This is a genomic window from Sulfitobacter sp. UBA4523 (genome assembly GCF_002388305.1).
Classification (GTDB): domain Bacteria; phylum Pseudomonadota; class Alphaproteobacteria; order Rhodobacterales; family Rhodobacteraceae; genus Sulfitobacter; species Sulfitobacter pontiacus.
Map to the genome: position 1 here is coordinate 5,520 of NZ_DGMH01000024.1, position 14,166 is coordinate 19,685.

The window sequence follows — 14,166 nt, forward strand, 5'->3', positions numbered from 1 at the left end:
CCCCAATTCGTCTGCCGTCAGCCAGCCAATGTAATGGCCGTAATGCGGCGTGCTTAGTTTCGATTTGCCGCGGCCCGATCCATCTACTGCCTGGATCAACACTTCGGCTTCTTCCATTTGCAGCCAACCTTTGACTTTTTCGTAGCCCGCAACGGCCTTGCCCGCCTTGCGTTGCAACGAAATCAGGTCAACCACACGGCGGACAAGTTGCTTTTCAACTTCATCCACCAAATCATCCGCAACCTTGACAGGTTGCTTGGCCGAGCGGGCGAACAGACCCTTCTTGGCCGCTTTTTCCAACGCGGCCCGATCCGCTGACACATACATCCCCCGACCGGGCAGTTTCCCCATGATATCCGGGAAAACATGCATGTCGGGACCAATGACAAAGCGGATCAGCCCGTTTTTGGGCTGCGCCTCGCCAGTGGCGATACACTTTCGTTCGGGACCGTCTTGCCGGTCTTTAGAAACGCCACCACGTGTCATATCGTTCCCCAAGGCCCCGCGATCAGGCCTCGGCCTCCTCGTCCGTGTCGATGTCGGCATCGAACTCTTCGTCGACATCATCCGCTTCAAGCTCGGCAGGATCGACCCAGCCCAGCAGGACGCGCGCGGTCATGATCAGCTTTTGCGCATCTTCCAGCGACAGATCGAAAGGTTCAAGTGTCCCTTCATCCTTGGTGCGTTCGCCATTCACGGTAGTCCAGCCGCCGGCCAGCTCCCAATCCGCGCAAGTCGCGAAATCTTCGAGCGTTTTAACGTCGTCTTTGGCCAGTGCCTCAATCATTTGGGGTGTCAGACCGTCGAATTCAATAAGCGTGTCGTCCACACCCAAGGCGCGCGCCGCATCAAGCGCCGCTTTGTTCTGCGCTTCGATCACGTCACGGGCGCGGGCTTGCAGTTCGCTTGCGGTGTCTTCGTCAACACCGTCGATGACCAGCAGCTCGTCCACTTCGACATAGGCGACTTCTTCGAGGTTGGTGAACCCTTCGGAGACCAGAAGCTGGGCAAAGAATTCGTCCAGATCCAGATTGTCCATGAACAGCTTGGTGCGCAGTTCGAACTCTGCCTGACGGCGCTGGCTCTCTTGCTCTTCGGTCATGATGTCGATGTCCAGACCGGTCAGCTGCGATGCCAGACGCACGTTCTGACCACGACGGCCAATCGCCAACGACAGTTGTTCTTCGGGAACGACGACTTCGATTTTGCCGGCTTCTTCATCCAGAACAACCTTGGAGACCTCGGCAGGCTGAAGCGCGTTCACCAAGAACGTCGGCTGGTCTTCGTTCCACGGGATGATGTCGATCTTTTCGCCCTGAAGCTCGTTCACAACGGCCTGAACGCGGCTGCCGCGCATACCAACGCAGGCCCCCACAGGGTCGATGGAGCCGTCATAAGAGATGACAGCGATTTTCGCGCGCGAACCGGGGTCACGGGCAACGGCCTTGATCTCGATGATGCCGTCATAGATTTCAGGCACTTCCATCTTGAACAGCTCGGCCATGAATTCGGGCGCGGTGCGGCTCAGGAAGATCTGCGGGCCACGCTGTTCGCGGCGCACATCCTTGATGTACACGCGGATACGGTCGTTCGGGCGATAGCTTTCACGGCCGATTTTCTCGTTGCGACGCAGGATCGCTTCGCCAGCGCCCACATCGACGATAACGTTGCCATATTCCTCGCGCTTGACCAGACCGTTGATGATCGTGCCGGCGCGGTCCTTGAATTCTTCGTACTGGCGGTCACGCTCGGCTTCGCGGACCTTCTGCAAGATCACCTGCTTGGCGGATTGTGCGGCGATACGGCCCATTTCAACCGGTGGGACTTCTTCGCTGAATTCCTGACCGACTTCGGGGTTGGCCATATACTGCTTGGCCTGCTCTACCGTGAACTCCGCCTGATAGTTCTCAAGCTCGTCATCGGCCACAACCGTACGCACACGGGTAAAGGTCGCGCGACCGGTCTTGCGGTCGATGGAAACGCGAATGTCCATCTCAGCGCCGTAGCGCGACTTCGCCGCCCGAGCGAGCGATTCTTCCATCGCTTCAACCACGAGATTGGGGTCGATCATCTTTTCGCGGGCCACAGCCTCGGCGGTTTGCAGCAGTTCCAGCTGGTTGGCAGATGTAATGGCCATTTAGTCGTCTCCCTCGGTGGACCCTTCGGTCTCGATGTCATCGAATTTGGTTTCGTCAATCGCACCGGACGCTTTGCGTTGGCGCAGCATTTCTTTGATCAGATCGTCGGTCAGAACCAGTTTGGCGTCGGTCAGCCAATCGAACTTGAGCCCGATGGTGCCTTCCTCGACGTTGATCAGCACCTCGTCATCCTCGACGCCTGCCAGCTCGCCCTTGAAGCGGCGGCGGCCGTCGATCAGTTCGCCGGTCTCGATCTTGGCCTCATAGCCCTCGAACATCTCGAAATCCTTGAGCCGCGTCAGCGGGCGGTCGATGCCGGGGCTCGACACTTCAAGGGTGTATTCATCAAGGATCGGATCCTCGACATCCATGACAGCGCTGATGGATTGGCTGATCAGGGCCAGCTCGTCCACCTCGATACCGCCATCGGGACGGTCTGCCATCACCTGCAACGTCGTCGACTTGCCCGACATCAGGCGAACGCGCACCAGTTCAAACCCCATATCCTCGATCACCGGTGTGATGATCTCGGCCATGCGGCGATCAATGGCTGCTTTTGCAATCAGGTCGTTGTTCATAATCTCACTATCATCCTGCAGTTTCGAGCAGGCACAAAAAAACGGGCGCGCGGCCCGTGTTCAAGATCGGTGGAGCCTCAGGTGTGGACCCCGATGCGCCGCTGTTGAGACGTCATATACGCCTGTATATGTGAAACTGCAAGCCCCGTGTGCCTGCCCTGCTTAGGCCAGCCACCAGCGTTCGGCGGCGCGCAGGTTGTCCAGCGGGCGATGCTGGCCGGTGCGCAGGGGCATGGCGATGCTGCGTGACACCGCATGGGTCACCCCGCGTGCATGGGGCAGCAAGGCAATATCATCATAGGATTGAAGGGCTTCGCCATCATTCAGGTCTGCCGCTTCGACCAGATATTCAGCCATCGCCTGCGCACGAACCTGCTGCGCGGGAATGGACACCAGTTCAACCGTATCGAACCAGCCGGCGCTGCGCCCTTTGTAGTGATCCGCCACACGTTCGGCCAAAACCTGCTGACCCGGCGTAAATCTTCGCAGACGGTACAGGCCGGTCCCGATGCCGTCGTCCATCGCATGGGCGGCGCGGATCACATGACGCGGGTCCGCCAGCGTAAAGGGCAAGTCCATCGCGGGCGCATCCATCGTGATGCGCAGCTGATGGGGGCCCGTCGCCTCTACCACACCGTCCAGCGCGAGGGACGCGACAACATCGCGCGCGGTCATGGGGCGCTGATCGTGAAACAATACATCCTTGCGCAGATCGACCAGCCAGACGCGCCCGTCGGCGCTGCCTTGCCAGGCTGTTGCCAGCTCTCCGCGCAGGGTGCCGTCGGCGGCGATTTCGGTCAGCGTATCAAAGATCAGCCCCTGCCGCGCCACCTGCATGAACAGGCCATCGCCCTGCCCCCAGGTATCGCTGCGCGCCGCCCCCGACAGCGCCATCCGCAACCGCCCGCCCGCTTTGGGCATGGACGCCGCCGACACACCTGTCGCCGCCAGCAAGGCCGCCGCAGCACCCGAGGCAAATAAAGCACGGCGATCCATCAAAGAGCGGGTCATTGCGCAGCAATCCTGTCCATCGTGCGCACCAGTTCAGCGCTGATGCCGGGTTCAGACAGCGCGTGACCGGCATTGCGCACCATCTTCAGCTCGGCATTGGGCCAAGCCTGCGCCAGTTCATACGCGCTGGAGGGGGGGCAAATCATATCGTAGCGGCCTTGCACAATCACGCCGGGGATATGGGCAATGCGGTCCACATGCGCAAGGATCTGGCCATCAAACTCAAGAAATCCGGCGTTGGTGAAATAGTGATTCTCAAGCCGGGCGAAGGTGCGCGAATATTCACCCGGTCCCTCATACGACCCGCCCGACGCATGGATCGAGGCCAGCGCGTTTTCCCACGCGGCCCAGGCCTTGCCGTATTTCACCTCGGTCATGCGGTCGCCACAGAACAGCCGGCGGTGGTAGGCCGCAATCAGATCGCCATGCTCGGCTTCGGGGATCAGGCCGGTAAACCGCGCCCAAAGATCGGGCCAGAACTTGCCCGCGCCGCCGCCATAGAACCAGTCAAGCTCCGCCTGCGTCATCATGAAAACGCCGCGCAGGATGATGTTGCGCACCATCTCGGGGTGGGTTTCGGCATAGATCAACGCCAGCGTCGCGCCCCAGCTGCCACCAAAAGCGATCCATTTCTCGATGCCAAGCGCTTCGCGGATGCGTTCGATATCCGCGACCAGATCCCATGTCGTGTTATTTATAACCGACGCAAAAGGCTTGGACCGCCCGCACCCGCGCTGGTCAAACAGGATCACGTGATATTTTGCCGGATCGAAATAGCGCCGCATCGACGGGCTGCACCCGCCGCCGGGGCCGCCATGCAGGACCACCACGGGGATGCCATCGGGGTTGCCGCATTGTTCGACATAGATCGAATGACCATCGCCCACATCCATCATCCGCTGATCGAACGGGTCGATCGGCGGGTGAAGATATTGCACTGCGCGCTTTTGGTCCGGGATTTTGTCCATTACAGCCCTATATAGTCATTGGACCCAAAAGAGCACAGAGAGATCAGAATGCAAGCGCCTCAAAGCACTGTTGACCCCGCCGAGATCGAAAAGTTTCAGGCCATGGCCGCCGAATGGTGGGACGAGAACGGCAAATTCAAGCCGCTGCATATGCTCAATCCCTGCCGTCTGGATTACATCACCTCCCAAATCGCCGGAGAGTTCGACCGTGACCTGAAATCGCCCGAACCGTTTCGCGGGCTGCGGATTCTGGACATCGGCTGCGGCGGCGGGCTGCTGTCGGAACCGATGGCGCGGTTGGGTGCGACCGTGGTCGGTGCCGATGCCGCGGCGGGCAACATCCCTGTCGCGCAGGTCCATGCGCAGCAATCGGGGCTCGATATCGACTATCGTCACACCACAGCCGAGGCGCTCGCCGAAGCGGGGGAACAATTCGACGTGGTGCTGAACATGGAGGTGGTCGAACATGTCGCCTCTCCCATCGATTATCTGATCGCCTGCCGCACCCTGCTGAAACCCGGCGGGCTGCACATCTGTTCGACGCTGAACCGCAACCCCAAGTCTTTCATGATGGCGATTGTCGGGGCAGAGCACGTGATGCGCTGGCTACCCAAGGGCACCCATGAATGGTCGAAATTCATCACGCCGGATGAACTCTTTGACCTGCTGCACAAGGCGGGCCTGACGGCAGTGGATCGCAAAGGGTTCGTGTTCAACCCGATCACATGGTCGTGGCGTCTGTCGGACCGTGACCTGAGCGTGAACTACGTCACCGCCAGCCTGAAGCCAGAGTGACCCAAACCGGCGTCAGCCTTCAAGCTGGCGCCGCAGAGCGCGCAGGGTATCTAGCGTGGCACGCACCTGCGCCTCGCCCAGATCATCGGCCACATCATTGATCAACGGCGAGATTTGCCGGATCGCATGGTCCCGCGCGTTGCGGCCTGCGGGGCTGATCGCCACCATCTTGCGCCGCGCATCGTCCCAATCGGGGCGGATATGCACATAGCCCGCCCAGACCAGTTTATTCAGCGTATTTGTCATCGCACCACGGGTGACATTGAACGTCTCGGCCAGCTGCGCGGGGGTCTTTTCACCGTCATGCCAGGCCAGATTGTTCAGCACCGAAAAATGCGAAATCTCCATGCCTTTGGGCAGCGCCCGGGTCAGCCGGTTGCGCATCCGTTGATCAGCCGACAGCAATTCGCTGATCAATGTGATCGCAAGTGAGTTTCGATTTTCCGTCATAAGCCGTTACTAAGGTGCCTTGAAATCCCGCCGGTTGGCAAGACTGGGTACGCGGGTACGTGCCTCTTGTACACGCGCCATGTCCAGCGTGAACGGATAAATGCCGGGCGCGGTGCCCGCATCCAGCAGCACCTCGCCCCACGGGGCAACAACCAGCGAATGGCCGTAGGTGTCGCGGGTCTTGTGGCTGTCGCTGGCATGGGTGCCGGTCTGCGCGGGGGCCAACACGAAACACCCTGTCTCGATCGCACGGGCCCGCAGCAACATGTGCCAATGCGCGGCACCGGTCACGGGCGAAAAAGCGGCGGGCATGGTCAGGATCGTCGCCCCCGCATCCGCCAGCGCCTGATAGAGCTTGGGAAAACGCATGTCATAGCAGATGCTCATCCCGATTTTGGCGAAAGGCGTCTGCGCCACAACCGCCTGATCGCCGGGGCGGTAGCCTGCCGATTCGCGGTAGCTTTCGCCCGCGTCGATATCCACGTCGAACATATGGATCTTGTCGTAGCGGGCCTTGATCTGCCCCTGCGGATCAATCAGGAACGACCGATTGGCAAAGCGCCCGTCCGCATCCCGCGTTTTCAGCCCAAGCGACCCGATCAGCAGCCAGATGCCCGCCTCTCGCGCCACATCCCGCAGGGCGGCGAGGGTGATGTCATCGTCTTCGTGCTGCAAAACGCTGCGCTGGTGGTCGCGGCTGGTCGAGACGCAGTTCGTGACCTCGGGCGTGAGGACAAACGCCGCCCCCTGCGCCGCAGCATCGCGCACCATCTCTACCGTGCCCGCCAGATTGCGGGCCGGTGTATCGCTGACGTTCAGCTGGATCAGCGCCGCCTGCATCAGGAGGCCAACAAAGCGTCCAGCTTGCCCGCACGCTCAAGCGCGTAAAGGTCATCACAGCCGCCGACATGGGTGTCGCCGATAAAGATCTGCGGCACAGTGCGCCCGCCATTCGCACGCTCGATCATCTCGGACTTACGCTCTGGCTGGGCAAGCACGTCGACCTCGGCAAAGCTCACGCCTTTTTCATTCAGCAAACGTTTGGCGGCATGGCAAAAGCCGCACAGCGGGGAGGTATAGATCTCAACAGGTTGCATGTTGATGTCCTTTCAACAAATGGGTTGGATCAAGACTTAAGTATCTTTTGCCACTCTTGCCAGTGTCACAACGCAGATTGGCCCTGCACGTGCCTCCAGACAGGCCCGCGCCGATGCCTGTAATGTCGCCCCCGATGTCATCACGTCATCCACCAGCAGCACCGGACGGCCACGCAGCAGGACGGCGCGGCGGGGATGGGCGGTGATCGCGCCATCCAGATGGGCAAAGCGTTCGCGGCGTCCCTTCCCCTCTAGCGCGGCGGTGCGTCGGACGCGGCGCAGCGCGTCGGGGCACCACCCAAGCTTGTGTTCACGGGCAAGCGCACGGGCAAGCAGGGCCGATTGGTTGAACCGCCGCTTCCACAGCCGCGCGTAATGCAGCGGCACGGGCACCACCAAAGTGTCAGGCGTGACGAAGGGCGCGATCACCCGCGCCATCCAGTGTCCTGCGGGTTTGGCGATGTCCTGACGGTCGCCGTGTTTCAGCGCCAGCACCAGCCGGCGGCCGGTATCTCGGTACAAAAGGGCTGCGCGCCCGTGGTCCCACGGCGGCGGCGCGGCAAGGCAGGCGTCGCAGCGCACGTCTGTCTCGGACAGATCGCCCAGCAAGGGAATACCGCAGGTTTCGCAAACCACACCTCCAATGAACCCCGTGTCGCGCCAGCACGGGCCGCACAGCCCCCCATGAGCAGCCACCCACGCCCCGCACGCCAGACAGGACGGCGGGTAAATCAGCGCAACAGCGGTTTGTAACTGGTCTCGCATGATCTTATTATCCTTTCATGAACGCTTCACACACCCTGACCGATCGCGCGGCGCTGACCCGCAACCGCCGCCGCGCCACCGATGACGCCCTGTTCCTGCACCGCGCCGCGCTTGAAGAGGTCGATGATCGGCTGTCGCTGGTTAACAGAACCTTTACGTCAGCAGCGATTGTCACAGGCTTCCCGCAGGTCTGGGGCGCGCTGCATCCGAACGCGACGCTGGTGGAGGACACCGATACGCTTGCGCTGACCCAGGGCGCGCATGATCTGGTGGTCCATGCGATGGGGATGCATTGGGCGAATGATCCCGTCGGTCAGATCATCCAGTCACGCCGTGCCCTGCAACCCGACGGGCTGTTTTTAAGCGTTGGTTTCGGCGGGCAGACCCTGCACGAGCTGCGCGCCTGTCTGGGTCAGGCCGAGGCGTCGATCACCGGTGGGCTGTCGCCGCGGATCGCCCCTATGGCCGAGTTGCGTGATATCGGCGGGCTGCTGCAACGGGCGGGGCTTGCGCTGCCGGTGGCGGATTCCGTGACGCTGACGACAGAATACAGCGATATCTGGCACCTGATGCGCGACCTGCGCGCCATGGGAGAAGCCAACGCCCTGACCAGCCGTCTGCGCCGCCCCAGTGGCCGCGCGATCTTTGACGCGGCGGGGCAACTTTACCGCGACCACTACGCCACGCCAGAGGGGCGCATCAAAGCAAGCTTTGAGCTGGTCTTTCTGGCGGGCTGGGCACCGGCGGACAGCCAGCCCAAACCCCTGCGACCCGGCTCTGCGCAGCAGCGCTTGGCCGATGCGCTGGCCACGGCGGAAACGCCGCTGCGCGATTGACGCGCGACCATAACCGTTTATCTCAGCGCTAAACGCAGAAAAGGAATGCCAGATGACGCAGCAGCGCCCAGCCCATGCACAGCCTGACCACCCCACCGTGCCCGCCCCCAAGGTGGGTATCCTGCTGGCGAACCTCGGCACGCCGGACAACTATGATTACTGGTCAATGCGCCGATATCTATCGGAATTTCTGTCGGATCGCCGCGTGATCGACTATAGCCCGTGGAAATGGCAACCGCTGCTTCAACTGGTGATCCTGTCGAAACGCCCCTTCACCAGCGGTGCCGCGTATAAGTCGATCTGGAACCACGAGGCCGGGGAAAGCCCGCTGATGACCATCACCAAACAGCAAACCGCGAAGATAAAAGACGCGATGCAGGCGCGGTATGGTGACGCAGTCATGGTCGATTACTGCATGCGCTACGGCAACCCGTCTACCCAATCCAAGGTGGCGGCGATGACCGCTGCGGGCTGCCAGAAGATCCTGTTCTTCCCGCTGTACCCGCAATACGCCGGTGCCACCTCTGCCACCGCGAATGACGCGTTTTTCGCCGCGCTCGCCAAAGAGAAATGGCAGCCCGCCGCCCGCACGGTTGAACCCTATTTCGACCGCCCCGATTATATCGAAGCGCTCGCCACCTCGATCGAGAAGGCCTACGCCAAGATGGAGACAAAGCCCGACAAGCTGCTGTGCTCGTATCACGGTGTCCCGCTGCGCTATTTGATGGAGGGCGATCCCTATCACTGCCAATGCCAGAAAACGACGCGCCTGCTGAAGGAACGGCTGGGCTGGGACGACACCCAGATCATGACGACCTTCCAGTCGAAATTCGGCCCCGAAGAATGGCTGCAGCCCTATACCGTGGAAGAGGTCGCGCGGCAGGCCGAAGCCGGTAACAAAAAGATCGCGGTCTGTGCCCCTGCCTTTTCAGCCGATTGCATCGAAACGCTGGAAGAGATCAACGAAGAGATCAAGGAAAGCTTTGAACACGCGGGCGGGGAGGAGTTTCACTATATCCCCTGCCTCAATGACGACGACTTGCACATCAAGGCGCTGTCCAATGTGATCGAGGAAAACCTGCAAGGCTGGATCGACTAATCCCCCGCGCCGCTTGGACCTGAAAACAAAGAAAAGCGCCTGTGGCTACAGGCGCTTTTCTTTTGTCCGCTTGTCATCTGACGCCGAACGGCAGACATAAAAAAAGGCGGTGTAGAACACCGCCTTTTTCTAACTGAAACTTCGACCGAATTAGTCGGAAGCAACTGCAGCAGCAACAACGGCCAGCAGCAGCAGAGGAATCAGGATGCCCGAGGAAGAAGAGGTGGACTCTTCAACGATGACGGGTGCTTCGATGATTGGCTCTGCCAGCGAACCAGCAAATGCATTCGATGCAGCAGCTGTCAGAGCAGCGGCGAGAACGAGTTTCTTCATAACATAACCTCCAGAAAAGGCGTACTTCACAGTGTGATAGCACGCGCCCAAGACTTACCTCGTAAAACTTTCTAAACAGCATCAGCGGGTAATTGCAAACCCGGATTCAGCTTTTGAGCACCACAATCGCTAAAAAGTTGTCAAATAAGCAACACTTGGGTGCCGACGTTCGCCATGCCAAAAAGTTCAGCAATATGTTCATTGTACAGGCCAATGCAGCCATTCGACGAACGGCGCCCGATCTTGCGTGTGTCATGCGTGCCATGGATACGGTAGTACGTCCAGCTCAGGTACAGCGCGTGGGTGCCCAAGGGGTTGTCAGGGCCCGGCCCGATCACCGCTGGCCACTCTGGGTTGCGTTCCAGCATCGACGGGGTCGGACGCCATGTGGGGCCAACGACCTTCTGGATCACGCTGGTACGCCCACGGCGGGTCAGTTCCTCGGTCAGCGGTACGCTTGAGGGGTATAGTTTGTAGATCGACTGATCCTCGGACCAGTAATGCACCGCGCGGCTGTCGATATCGACAAGAATGGCCCCGTTCTTGGTGTCGCTGAAGTACGGCTGCCAATCCAGCGTGCGGAAGCTGGAGGTGTTGCGACGCACGGTCTCGGTCAGATCACGCTCCGTCTCCGTGGTCGCTTCGCTGTTGACGCTGCTTTGCGCCAGAGCGGGCGTTGCCAGCATGGCGGCGCTGCCAGCAAGGAAAGCACGGCGCGACGAAAGGGTAAATTTCTTATCAGACATCAGATGTCTCCTGAAGGTAGTTACAACCTAGTATAATACTGTCGTATATGGCTCGAAAGTCGCAGTTTCAAATCAAACAAGCGTTAACAGGCGCGCTCACGCTCATGTGCGTTTGATCTGCAACGCATCAAGCTGTATGGCACGACAAACCCAATTGCGTGGAGCTGCGCCATGATCCGTCTGTTTTCAATCCTTATTTCCCTGACCGTGGCGCTGGCGGCCTGTACCCCTGCACCAACCCCGCTTGCGTCCGACGGTCGCCCCGGCCCTACCGTCTATAAGATTGGGCGCAATGATACCGGCAAGCTGCAATTCCGCATGCTTGATTCCGTGAACGCGCTGCGCGGTGCCTCCGGTCTGGCACCCGTTCAACTGGACGCACAACTGAACGCCGCCGCCGCGACCCATTCGCGGGATATGGCGGTGCAGAACCGCCCCTGGCACTTCGGGTCTGACGGGTCGTCCCCTGTCGATCGCATCCAACGTGTAGGGTATACCGGCGCGCTGGTCGGCGAAGTCATCTCGGAAACCTACGAGACCGAGCTCGAAACACTTGCCGCGTGGATGGAGAAACCGGACACCCGCCGCATCATCATGTCGAAGGACGCTTTGAACATGGGCTTTTCCTGGCATCAGGAAAACAACGGCAAGATCTGGTGGACCATGGTGATGGGGAAGTGACCGCCAAGGTCACCCCCGCTTTTAGATAAATATCAGGGGTTCAGTGCGATGGGGGTGTTATTCCCGACCATCGCATAGATCTCCTCCATCTCGTCGTTCGAGACAGAGATACACCCCCACGTCCAATCGGTGCGATTCTTGTCCTTGGCGGTCTTTTGACCGTGGATAAAGATATCGCCACCGGGGCTTTTGCCCAAAGCTTCCGCGCGGGCGCGGTCCATTTCATTGGGATAGTTGATGCCGATCGACAGGTGGAACCGGCTGTTCGGATTGCGCCGGTCGATCATATAGATCCCTTCGGGCGTGCGTCCGTCACCTTCGTACACCTTGTGGCCCACAGGCGCGAACCCCAGTTTGATATCATATGATTCCAGCACCTTGTCGTGGTGCATCAGATACATCCGGCGGTCGCCCTTGTTGACGATCACATAGGTGACCTGCGGCCCGTTGTACCGTTTGAATTTACTGCTGCTGCAGGCCCCAAGCGCGACCAGCGCGGTGCCACCCAGAATCAGGTTTCTGCGTTTCATGTTCACTATGCCTCGTTCCCGCGACCTTTTCGGCCTTATGTGGATGCCCTATCATGTAGCAAATATCGGTGCGGTCAAAAAGCCGTTACTGTCGGCTGTGCTCTGCCAGCTTCTTTTCGATCGCTTCCAGCTTTTCCATCACCTCAAGCCGGTAGGCATCGGTGCGCACGGTCTCTTCCTCGTTATGCGCGTCCTGCATCGAGTTCACGATCAAACCCACCAGCAAGTTCACCACGGCGAAGGTCGTGACCAGAATAAACGGCACGAAGAAGACCCAGGCATAGGGGTAGACCTCCATCACCGGGCGGACGATCCCCATCGACCAGCTTTCCAGCGTCATGATCTGAAACAGGCTATAGGCGCTGGCGGGCAATGACCCGAACCATTCGGGGAACTGGTCGCTGAACAATTTGGTCGCGATGACGGACCCTATGTAAAAGATGATCGTCATCAGCAGGAACACCGACCCCATACCGGGCAACGCGGTAATAAACCCTTCGACAACGCGGCGCAGACGCGGGGCGACGGACAGCACCCGCAAAACCCGCAGGATACGCAGAGCCCGCAAGACAGACAGCCCCTGCACCGCGGGCACCAGCGCGATGGCAACGACCGTAAAGTCAAAGACATTCCACCCGTTGCGGAAGAACCCGACCCCACGCGCGATGATCTTGAGCGTGATCTCGGCGATGAAAATGAACAGGCAGACGCGATCCAGAAACAGGATCAGCGTGCCGTATTTCTCCATCAGGGCGGGGGCTGTCTCCATGCCTAGCAAGGCGGCGTTGAATACGATCACACCGATGATGAAATTGCTGACGGCCCGCCCTTCGACCCATCTTCCCAGACGTTCCCGCATGTTTACCGTGCCCACCATAGATCTGCGTTATTTACGTTTGCGTTGTACTTCCGGCGCAGTGAACTGCGCTGCCAGCTCCACATGGGAGGACCAGCGGAATTGATCAACGACTTGCACCCAATTCAACGTATAACCGGCGGCAATCAGCACGGCGGCGTCCCGCGCGAAGGTGACGGGGTTACACGACACATAGGCCAGCACCGGCGGCATCGCTTTGACGATCTCGGCGATCTGGGCCTCGGCCCCCGCGCGCGGCGGGTCGATGACCACGGCGTCGGTCTTGGCCAGCTCGTCCGGCAGCAAGGGACGGCGGAACAGGTCACGCGCCTCAGTCGTGACGGGTTTAAGCCCCGTCGACATGCGCCACCCGTGATCCAGCGCGGCGGTCATGGCGGCGTCACCTTCGACGGCGTGTACCTCTGCCTGATCGGCCAGGGGCAGGCTGAACGTGCCGCAGCCGGCAAACAGGTCAATCACATGGCGCGCCTCACCGACAGCCTCGCGCACGGCGGTGACCAGCGCCGCCTCTCCGTGCGGGGTGGCCTGCAGGAAGGCACCGGGCGGGGGTGTCACCTTGGCCGCACCGAAACGCTGCACGGGCGGCGTGCGCATCGCGATCACCTCGCCGTCCCAGGTCAGCCGCGCCAGCCCCAGACTGTCGCACAGATGCGCCAGTTCTTGCCGCAAGGGGCCGTCCAGCTCTTTCCCGTTCTGGACCGAGATATCGAGCCCCCCGCGCGATGCGGTCACCGTTACAGCCAGTGCGGCCTTGCGGCTTGTACCGATCACGGCAAGCTTTTCGGCAATCGGCAGCGCGCCCATCACCGCAGGGTCCAGCAACTGACACCCGGGAATTTCGATCACCACATCAGACCCGCGCCCGTGGAAACCGGCCATCGCGCCCTTTTTGGTGCGTTTCGCCGCAAAGGTGGCCCGACGGCGCGATTGCGCAGGCGAGGTTTGCAGCGGCTTGAAAACAGTCTCTATCCCGTGGGAATCCAGCGACGCCTTGACCACGCCCAGCTTGAAATCCGCGACATAGTCATCCGACGCATGCTGCAACTGGCAGCCGCCACAGGCCTTGAAGTGGCGACACGGCGCCGACACCCGGTTCTCCGACGGGGTGACGATACGGATGTCGGTCAGGGTCTGACCGTCAGGCGTGCCTGTCACCACCTCGCCCGGCAGGGTCATCGGGGCAAATAAAGGGCCGGGCGCAATGCCGTCGCCCAGGTGGCCAAGTCGCTGGATTGTATATTCTGTCATGCGCAGGGCTTACC

18 protein-coding genes are annotated in these 14,166 nt (G+C 60.5%); 4 read left to right on the top strand and 14 right to left on the bottom strand.

The genetic code is table 11. From position 1 onward, the window contains the following. The 5 genes from B3849_RS05835 to pip all read right to left on the bottom strand — a co-directional run. A partial coding sequence (locus tag B3849_RS05835) for an RNA-binding protein (protein WP_286779911.1) occupies positions 1-486 on the bottom strand: 486 nt, incomplete at its 3' end. A 22-nt stretch (positions 487-508) separates the two neighbouring features. Beyond that, on the bottom strand, positions 509-2,137 hold the full coding sequence (gene nusA / locus B3849_RS05840) for a transcription termination factor NusA (protein WP_005850855.1): 1,629 nt from the start codon (positions 2,135-2,137) through the stop codon (positions 509-511). Further along, complete coding sequence (gene rimP, locus B3849_RS05845) at positions 2,138-2,716, bottom strand: ribosome maturation factor RimP (RefSeq protein ID WP_005850854.1); 579 nt, start codon at positions 2,714-2,716, stop codon at positions 2,138-2,140. It abuts the gene before it with no gap. A 162-nt stretch (positions 2,717-2,878) separates the two neighbouring features. Beyond that, on the bottom strand, positions 2,879-3,727 hold the full coding sequence (locus B3849_RS05850) for an ABC transporter substrate-binding protein (RefSeq protein WP_009825747.1): 849 nt from the start codon (positions 3,725-3,727) through the stop codon (positions 2,879-2,881). Continuing rightward, on the bottom strand, positions 3,724-4,695 hold the full coding sequence (pip, locus tag B3849_RS05855) for a prolyl aminopeptidase (RefSeq protein WP_278425911.1): 972 nt from the start codon (positions 4,693-4,695) through the stop codon (positions 3,724-3,726). Before pip ends, B3849_RS05850 begins: the two co-directional genes overlap by 4 nt. 48 nt (positions 4,696-4,743) lie before the next feature. On the opposite strand from pip, the gene ubiG reads away from it, so the two are divergent. Next, positions 4,744-5,490, top strand: a complete 747-nt coding sequence (ubiG, locus tag B3849_RS05860) for a bifunctional 2-polyprenyl-6-hydroxyphenol methylase/3-demethylubiquinol 3-O-methyltransferase UbiG (RefSeq protein ID WP_064217204.1) — start codon at positions 4,744-4,746, stop codon at positions 5,488-5,490. A gap of 12 nt (positions 5,491-5,502) precedes the next feature. On the opposite strand, the gene B3849_RS05865 is transcribed toward ubiG, so the two are convergent. The 4 genes from B3849_RS05865 to B3849_RS05880 are packed head-to-tail and all read right to left on the bottom strand — an operon-like array spanning position 5,503 to position 7,802. Next, positions 5,503-5,940 (bottom strand): MarR family winged helix-turn-helix transcriptional regulator, encoded by a 438-nt coding sequence (locus tag B3849_RS05865; protein ID WP_005850847.1) that lies wholly within the window; start codon positions 5,938-5,940, stop codon positions 5,503-5,505. A 9-nt stretch (positions 5,941-5,949) separates the two neighbouring features. Further along, a complete protein-coding gene (locus B3849_RS05870; RefSeq protein ID WP_074636695.1) occupies positions 5,950-6,780 on the bottom strand; it encodes a carbon-nitrogen hydrolase family protein in 831 nt (276 codons plus the stop codon). After that, positions 6,780-7,037, bottom strand: a complete 258-nt coding sequence (grxC, locus tag B3849_RS05875; protein WP_005850844.1) for a glutaredoxin 3 — start codon at positions 7,035-7,037, stop codon at positions 6,780-6,782. Before grxC ends, B3849_RS05870 begins: the two co-directional genes overlap by 1 nt. A 36-nt stretch (positions 7,038-7,073) precedes the next feature. Then, positions 7,074-7,802, bottom strand: coding sequence for a ComF family protein (locus B3849_RS05880; protein ID WP_278425910.1), 729 nt, complete (start codon positions 7,800-7,802; stop codon positions 7,074-7,076). A 17-nt stretch (positions 7,803-7,819) separates the two neighbouring features. Here B3849_RS05880 and B3849_RS05885 point away from each other — a divergent pair, with 17 nt between their 5' ends. Together B3849_RS05885 and hemH are read left to right on the top strand one after the other, a co-directional pair. Further along, positions 7,820-8,638, top strand: a complete 819-nt coding sequence (locus tag B3849_RS05885; protein WP_278425909.1) for an SAM-dependent methyltransferase — start codon at positions 7,820-7,822, stop codon at positions 8,636-8,638. A gap of 52 nt (positions 8,639-8,690) precedes the next feature. After that, positions 8,691-9,737, top strand: coding sequence for a ferrochelatase (hemH, locus tag B3849_RS05890; RefSeq protein WP_009825741.1), 1,047 nt, complete (start codon positions 8,691-8,693; stop codon positions 9,735-9,737). Positions 9,738-9,887: 150 nt separating this feature from the next. Here the strand turns inward: hemH and B3849_RS05895 are convergent, their stop codons facing one another. Both B3849_RS05895 and B3849_RS05900 read right to left on the bottom strand, forming a co-directional pair. Continuing rightward, complete coding sequence (locus B3849_RS05895; protein WP_005850832.1) at positions 9,888-10,070, bottom strand: hypothetical protein; 183 nt, start codon at positions 10,068-10,070, stop codon at positions 9,888-9,890. 140 nt (positions 10,071-10,210) lie between these two features. After that, on the bottom strand, positions 10,211-10,816 hold the full coding sequence (locus B3849_RS05900) for a L,D-transpeptidase (protein WP_037942384.1): 606 nt from the start codon (positions 10,814-10,816) through the stop codon (positions 10,211-10,213). A 171-nt stretch (positions 10,817-10,987) separates the two neighbouring features. Between B3849_RS05900 and B3849_RS05905 the strand changes: the two genes are divergently transcribed. After that, a complete protein-coding gene (locus B3849_RS05905) occupies positions 10,988-11,497 on the top strand; it encodes a CAP domain-containing protein (protein WP_005850828.1) in 510 nt (169 codons plus the stop codon). 32 nt (positions 11,498-11,529) lie between these two features. Here the strand turns inward: B3849_RS05905 and B3849_RS05910 are convergent, their stop codons facing one another. The 3 genes from B3849_RS05910 to B3849_RS05920 all read right to left on the bottom strand — a co-directional run bounded on the left by B3849_RS05910 (position 11,530) and on the right by B3849_RS05920 (position 14,152). Further along, entirely contained in the window at positions 11,530-12,027 is a 498-nt protein-coding gene (locus tag B3849_RS05910) for a L,D-transpeptidase family protein (protein WP_278425908.1), read from the bottom strand. A gap of 85 nt (positions 12,028-12,112) precedes the next feature. Continuing rightward, entirely contained in the window at positions 12,113-12,904 is a 792-nt protein-coding gene (locus B3849_RS05915) for an ion transporter (protein WP_005850824.1), read from the bottom strand. 9 nt (positions 12,905-12,913) lie between these two features. Further along, positions 12,914-14,152 (bottom strand): class I SAM-dependent RNA methyltransferase, encoded by a 1,239-nt coding sequence (locus B3849_RS05920; protein WP_278425907.1) that lies wholly within the window; start codon positions 14,150-14,152, stop codon positions 12,914-12,916. Positions 14,153-14,166: the final 14 nt, after the last annotated feature.

Coding starts and splice junctions, on each gene's coding strand:
- nusA (WP_005850855.1), bottom strand. CDS start 2,137: ATGGCCATTACATCTGCCAACCAGCTGGAACTGCTGCAAACCGCCGAG.
- rimP (WP_005850854.1), bottom strand. CDS start 2,716: ATGAACAACGACCTGATTGCAAAAGCAGCCATTGATCGCCGCATGGCC.
- B3849_RS05850 (WP_009825747.1), bottom strand. CDS start 3,727: ATGACCCGCTCTTTGATGGATCGCCGTGCTTTATTTGCCTCGGGTGCT.
- pip (WP_278425911.1), bottom strand. CDS start 4,695: ATGGACAAAATCCCGGACCAAAAGCGCGCAGTGCAATATCTTCACCCG.
- ubiG (WP_064217204.1), top strand. CDS start 4,744: ATGCAAGCGCCTCAAAGCACTGTTGACCCCGCCGAGATCGAAAAGTTT.
- B3849_RS05865 (WP_005850847.1), bottom strand. CDS start 5,940: ATGACGGAAAATCGAAACTCACTTGCGATCACATTGATCAGCGAATTG.
- B3849_RS05870 (WP_074636695.1), bottom strand. CDS start 6,780: ATGCAGGCGGCGCTGATCCAGCTGAACGTCAGCGATACACCGGCCCGC.
- grxC (WP_005850844.1), bottom strand. CDS start 7,037: ATGCAACCTGTTGAGATCTATACCTCCCCGCTGTGCGGCTTTTGCCAT.
- B3849_RS05880 (WP_278425910.1), bottom strand. CDS start 7,802: ATGCGAGACCAGTTACAAACCGCTGTTGCGCTGATTTACCCGCCGTCC.
- B3849_RS05885 (WP_278425909.1), top strand. CDS start 7,820: ATGAACGCTTCACACACCCTGACCGATCGCGCGGCGCTGACCCGCAAC.
- hemH (WP_009825741.1), top strand. CDS start 8,691: ATGACGCAGCAGCGCCCAGCCCATGCACAGCCTGACCACCCCACCGTG.
- B3849_RS05895 (WP_005850832.1), bottom strand. CDS start 10,070: ATGAAGAAACTCGTTCTCGCCGCTGCTCTGACAGCTGCTGCATCGAAT.
- B3849_RS05900 (WP_037942384.1), bottom strand. CDS start 10,816: ATGTCTGATAAGAAATTTACCCTTTCGTCGCGCCGTGCTTTCCTTGCT.
- B3849_RS05905 (WP_005850828.1), top strand. CDS start 10,988: ATGATCCGTCTGTTTTCAATCCTTATTTCCCTGACCGTGGCGCTGGCG.
- B3849_RS05910 (WP_278425908.1), bottom strand. CDS start 12,027: ATGAAACGCAGAAACCTGATTCTGGGTGGCACCGCGCTGGTCGCGCTT.
- B3849_RS05915 (WP_005850824.1), bottom strand. CDS start 12,904: ATGGTGGGCACGGTAAACATGCGGGAACGTCTGGGAAGATGGGTCGAA.
- B3849_RS05920 (WP_278425907.1), bottom strand. CDS start 14,152: ATGACAGAATATACAATCCAGCGACTTGGCCACCTGGGCGACGGCATT.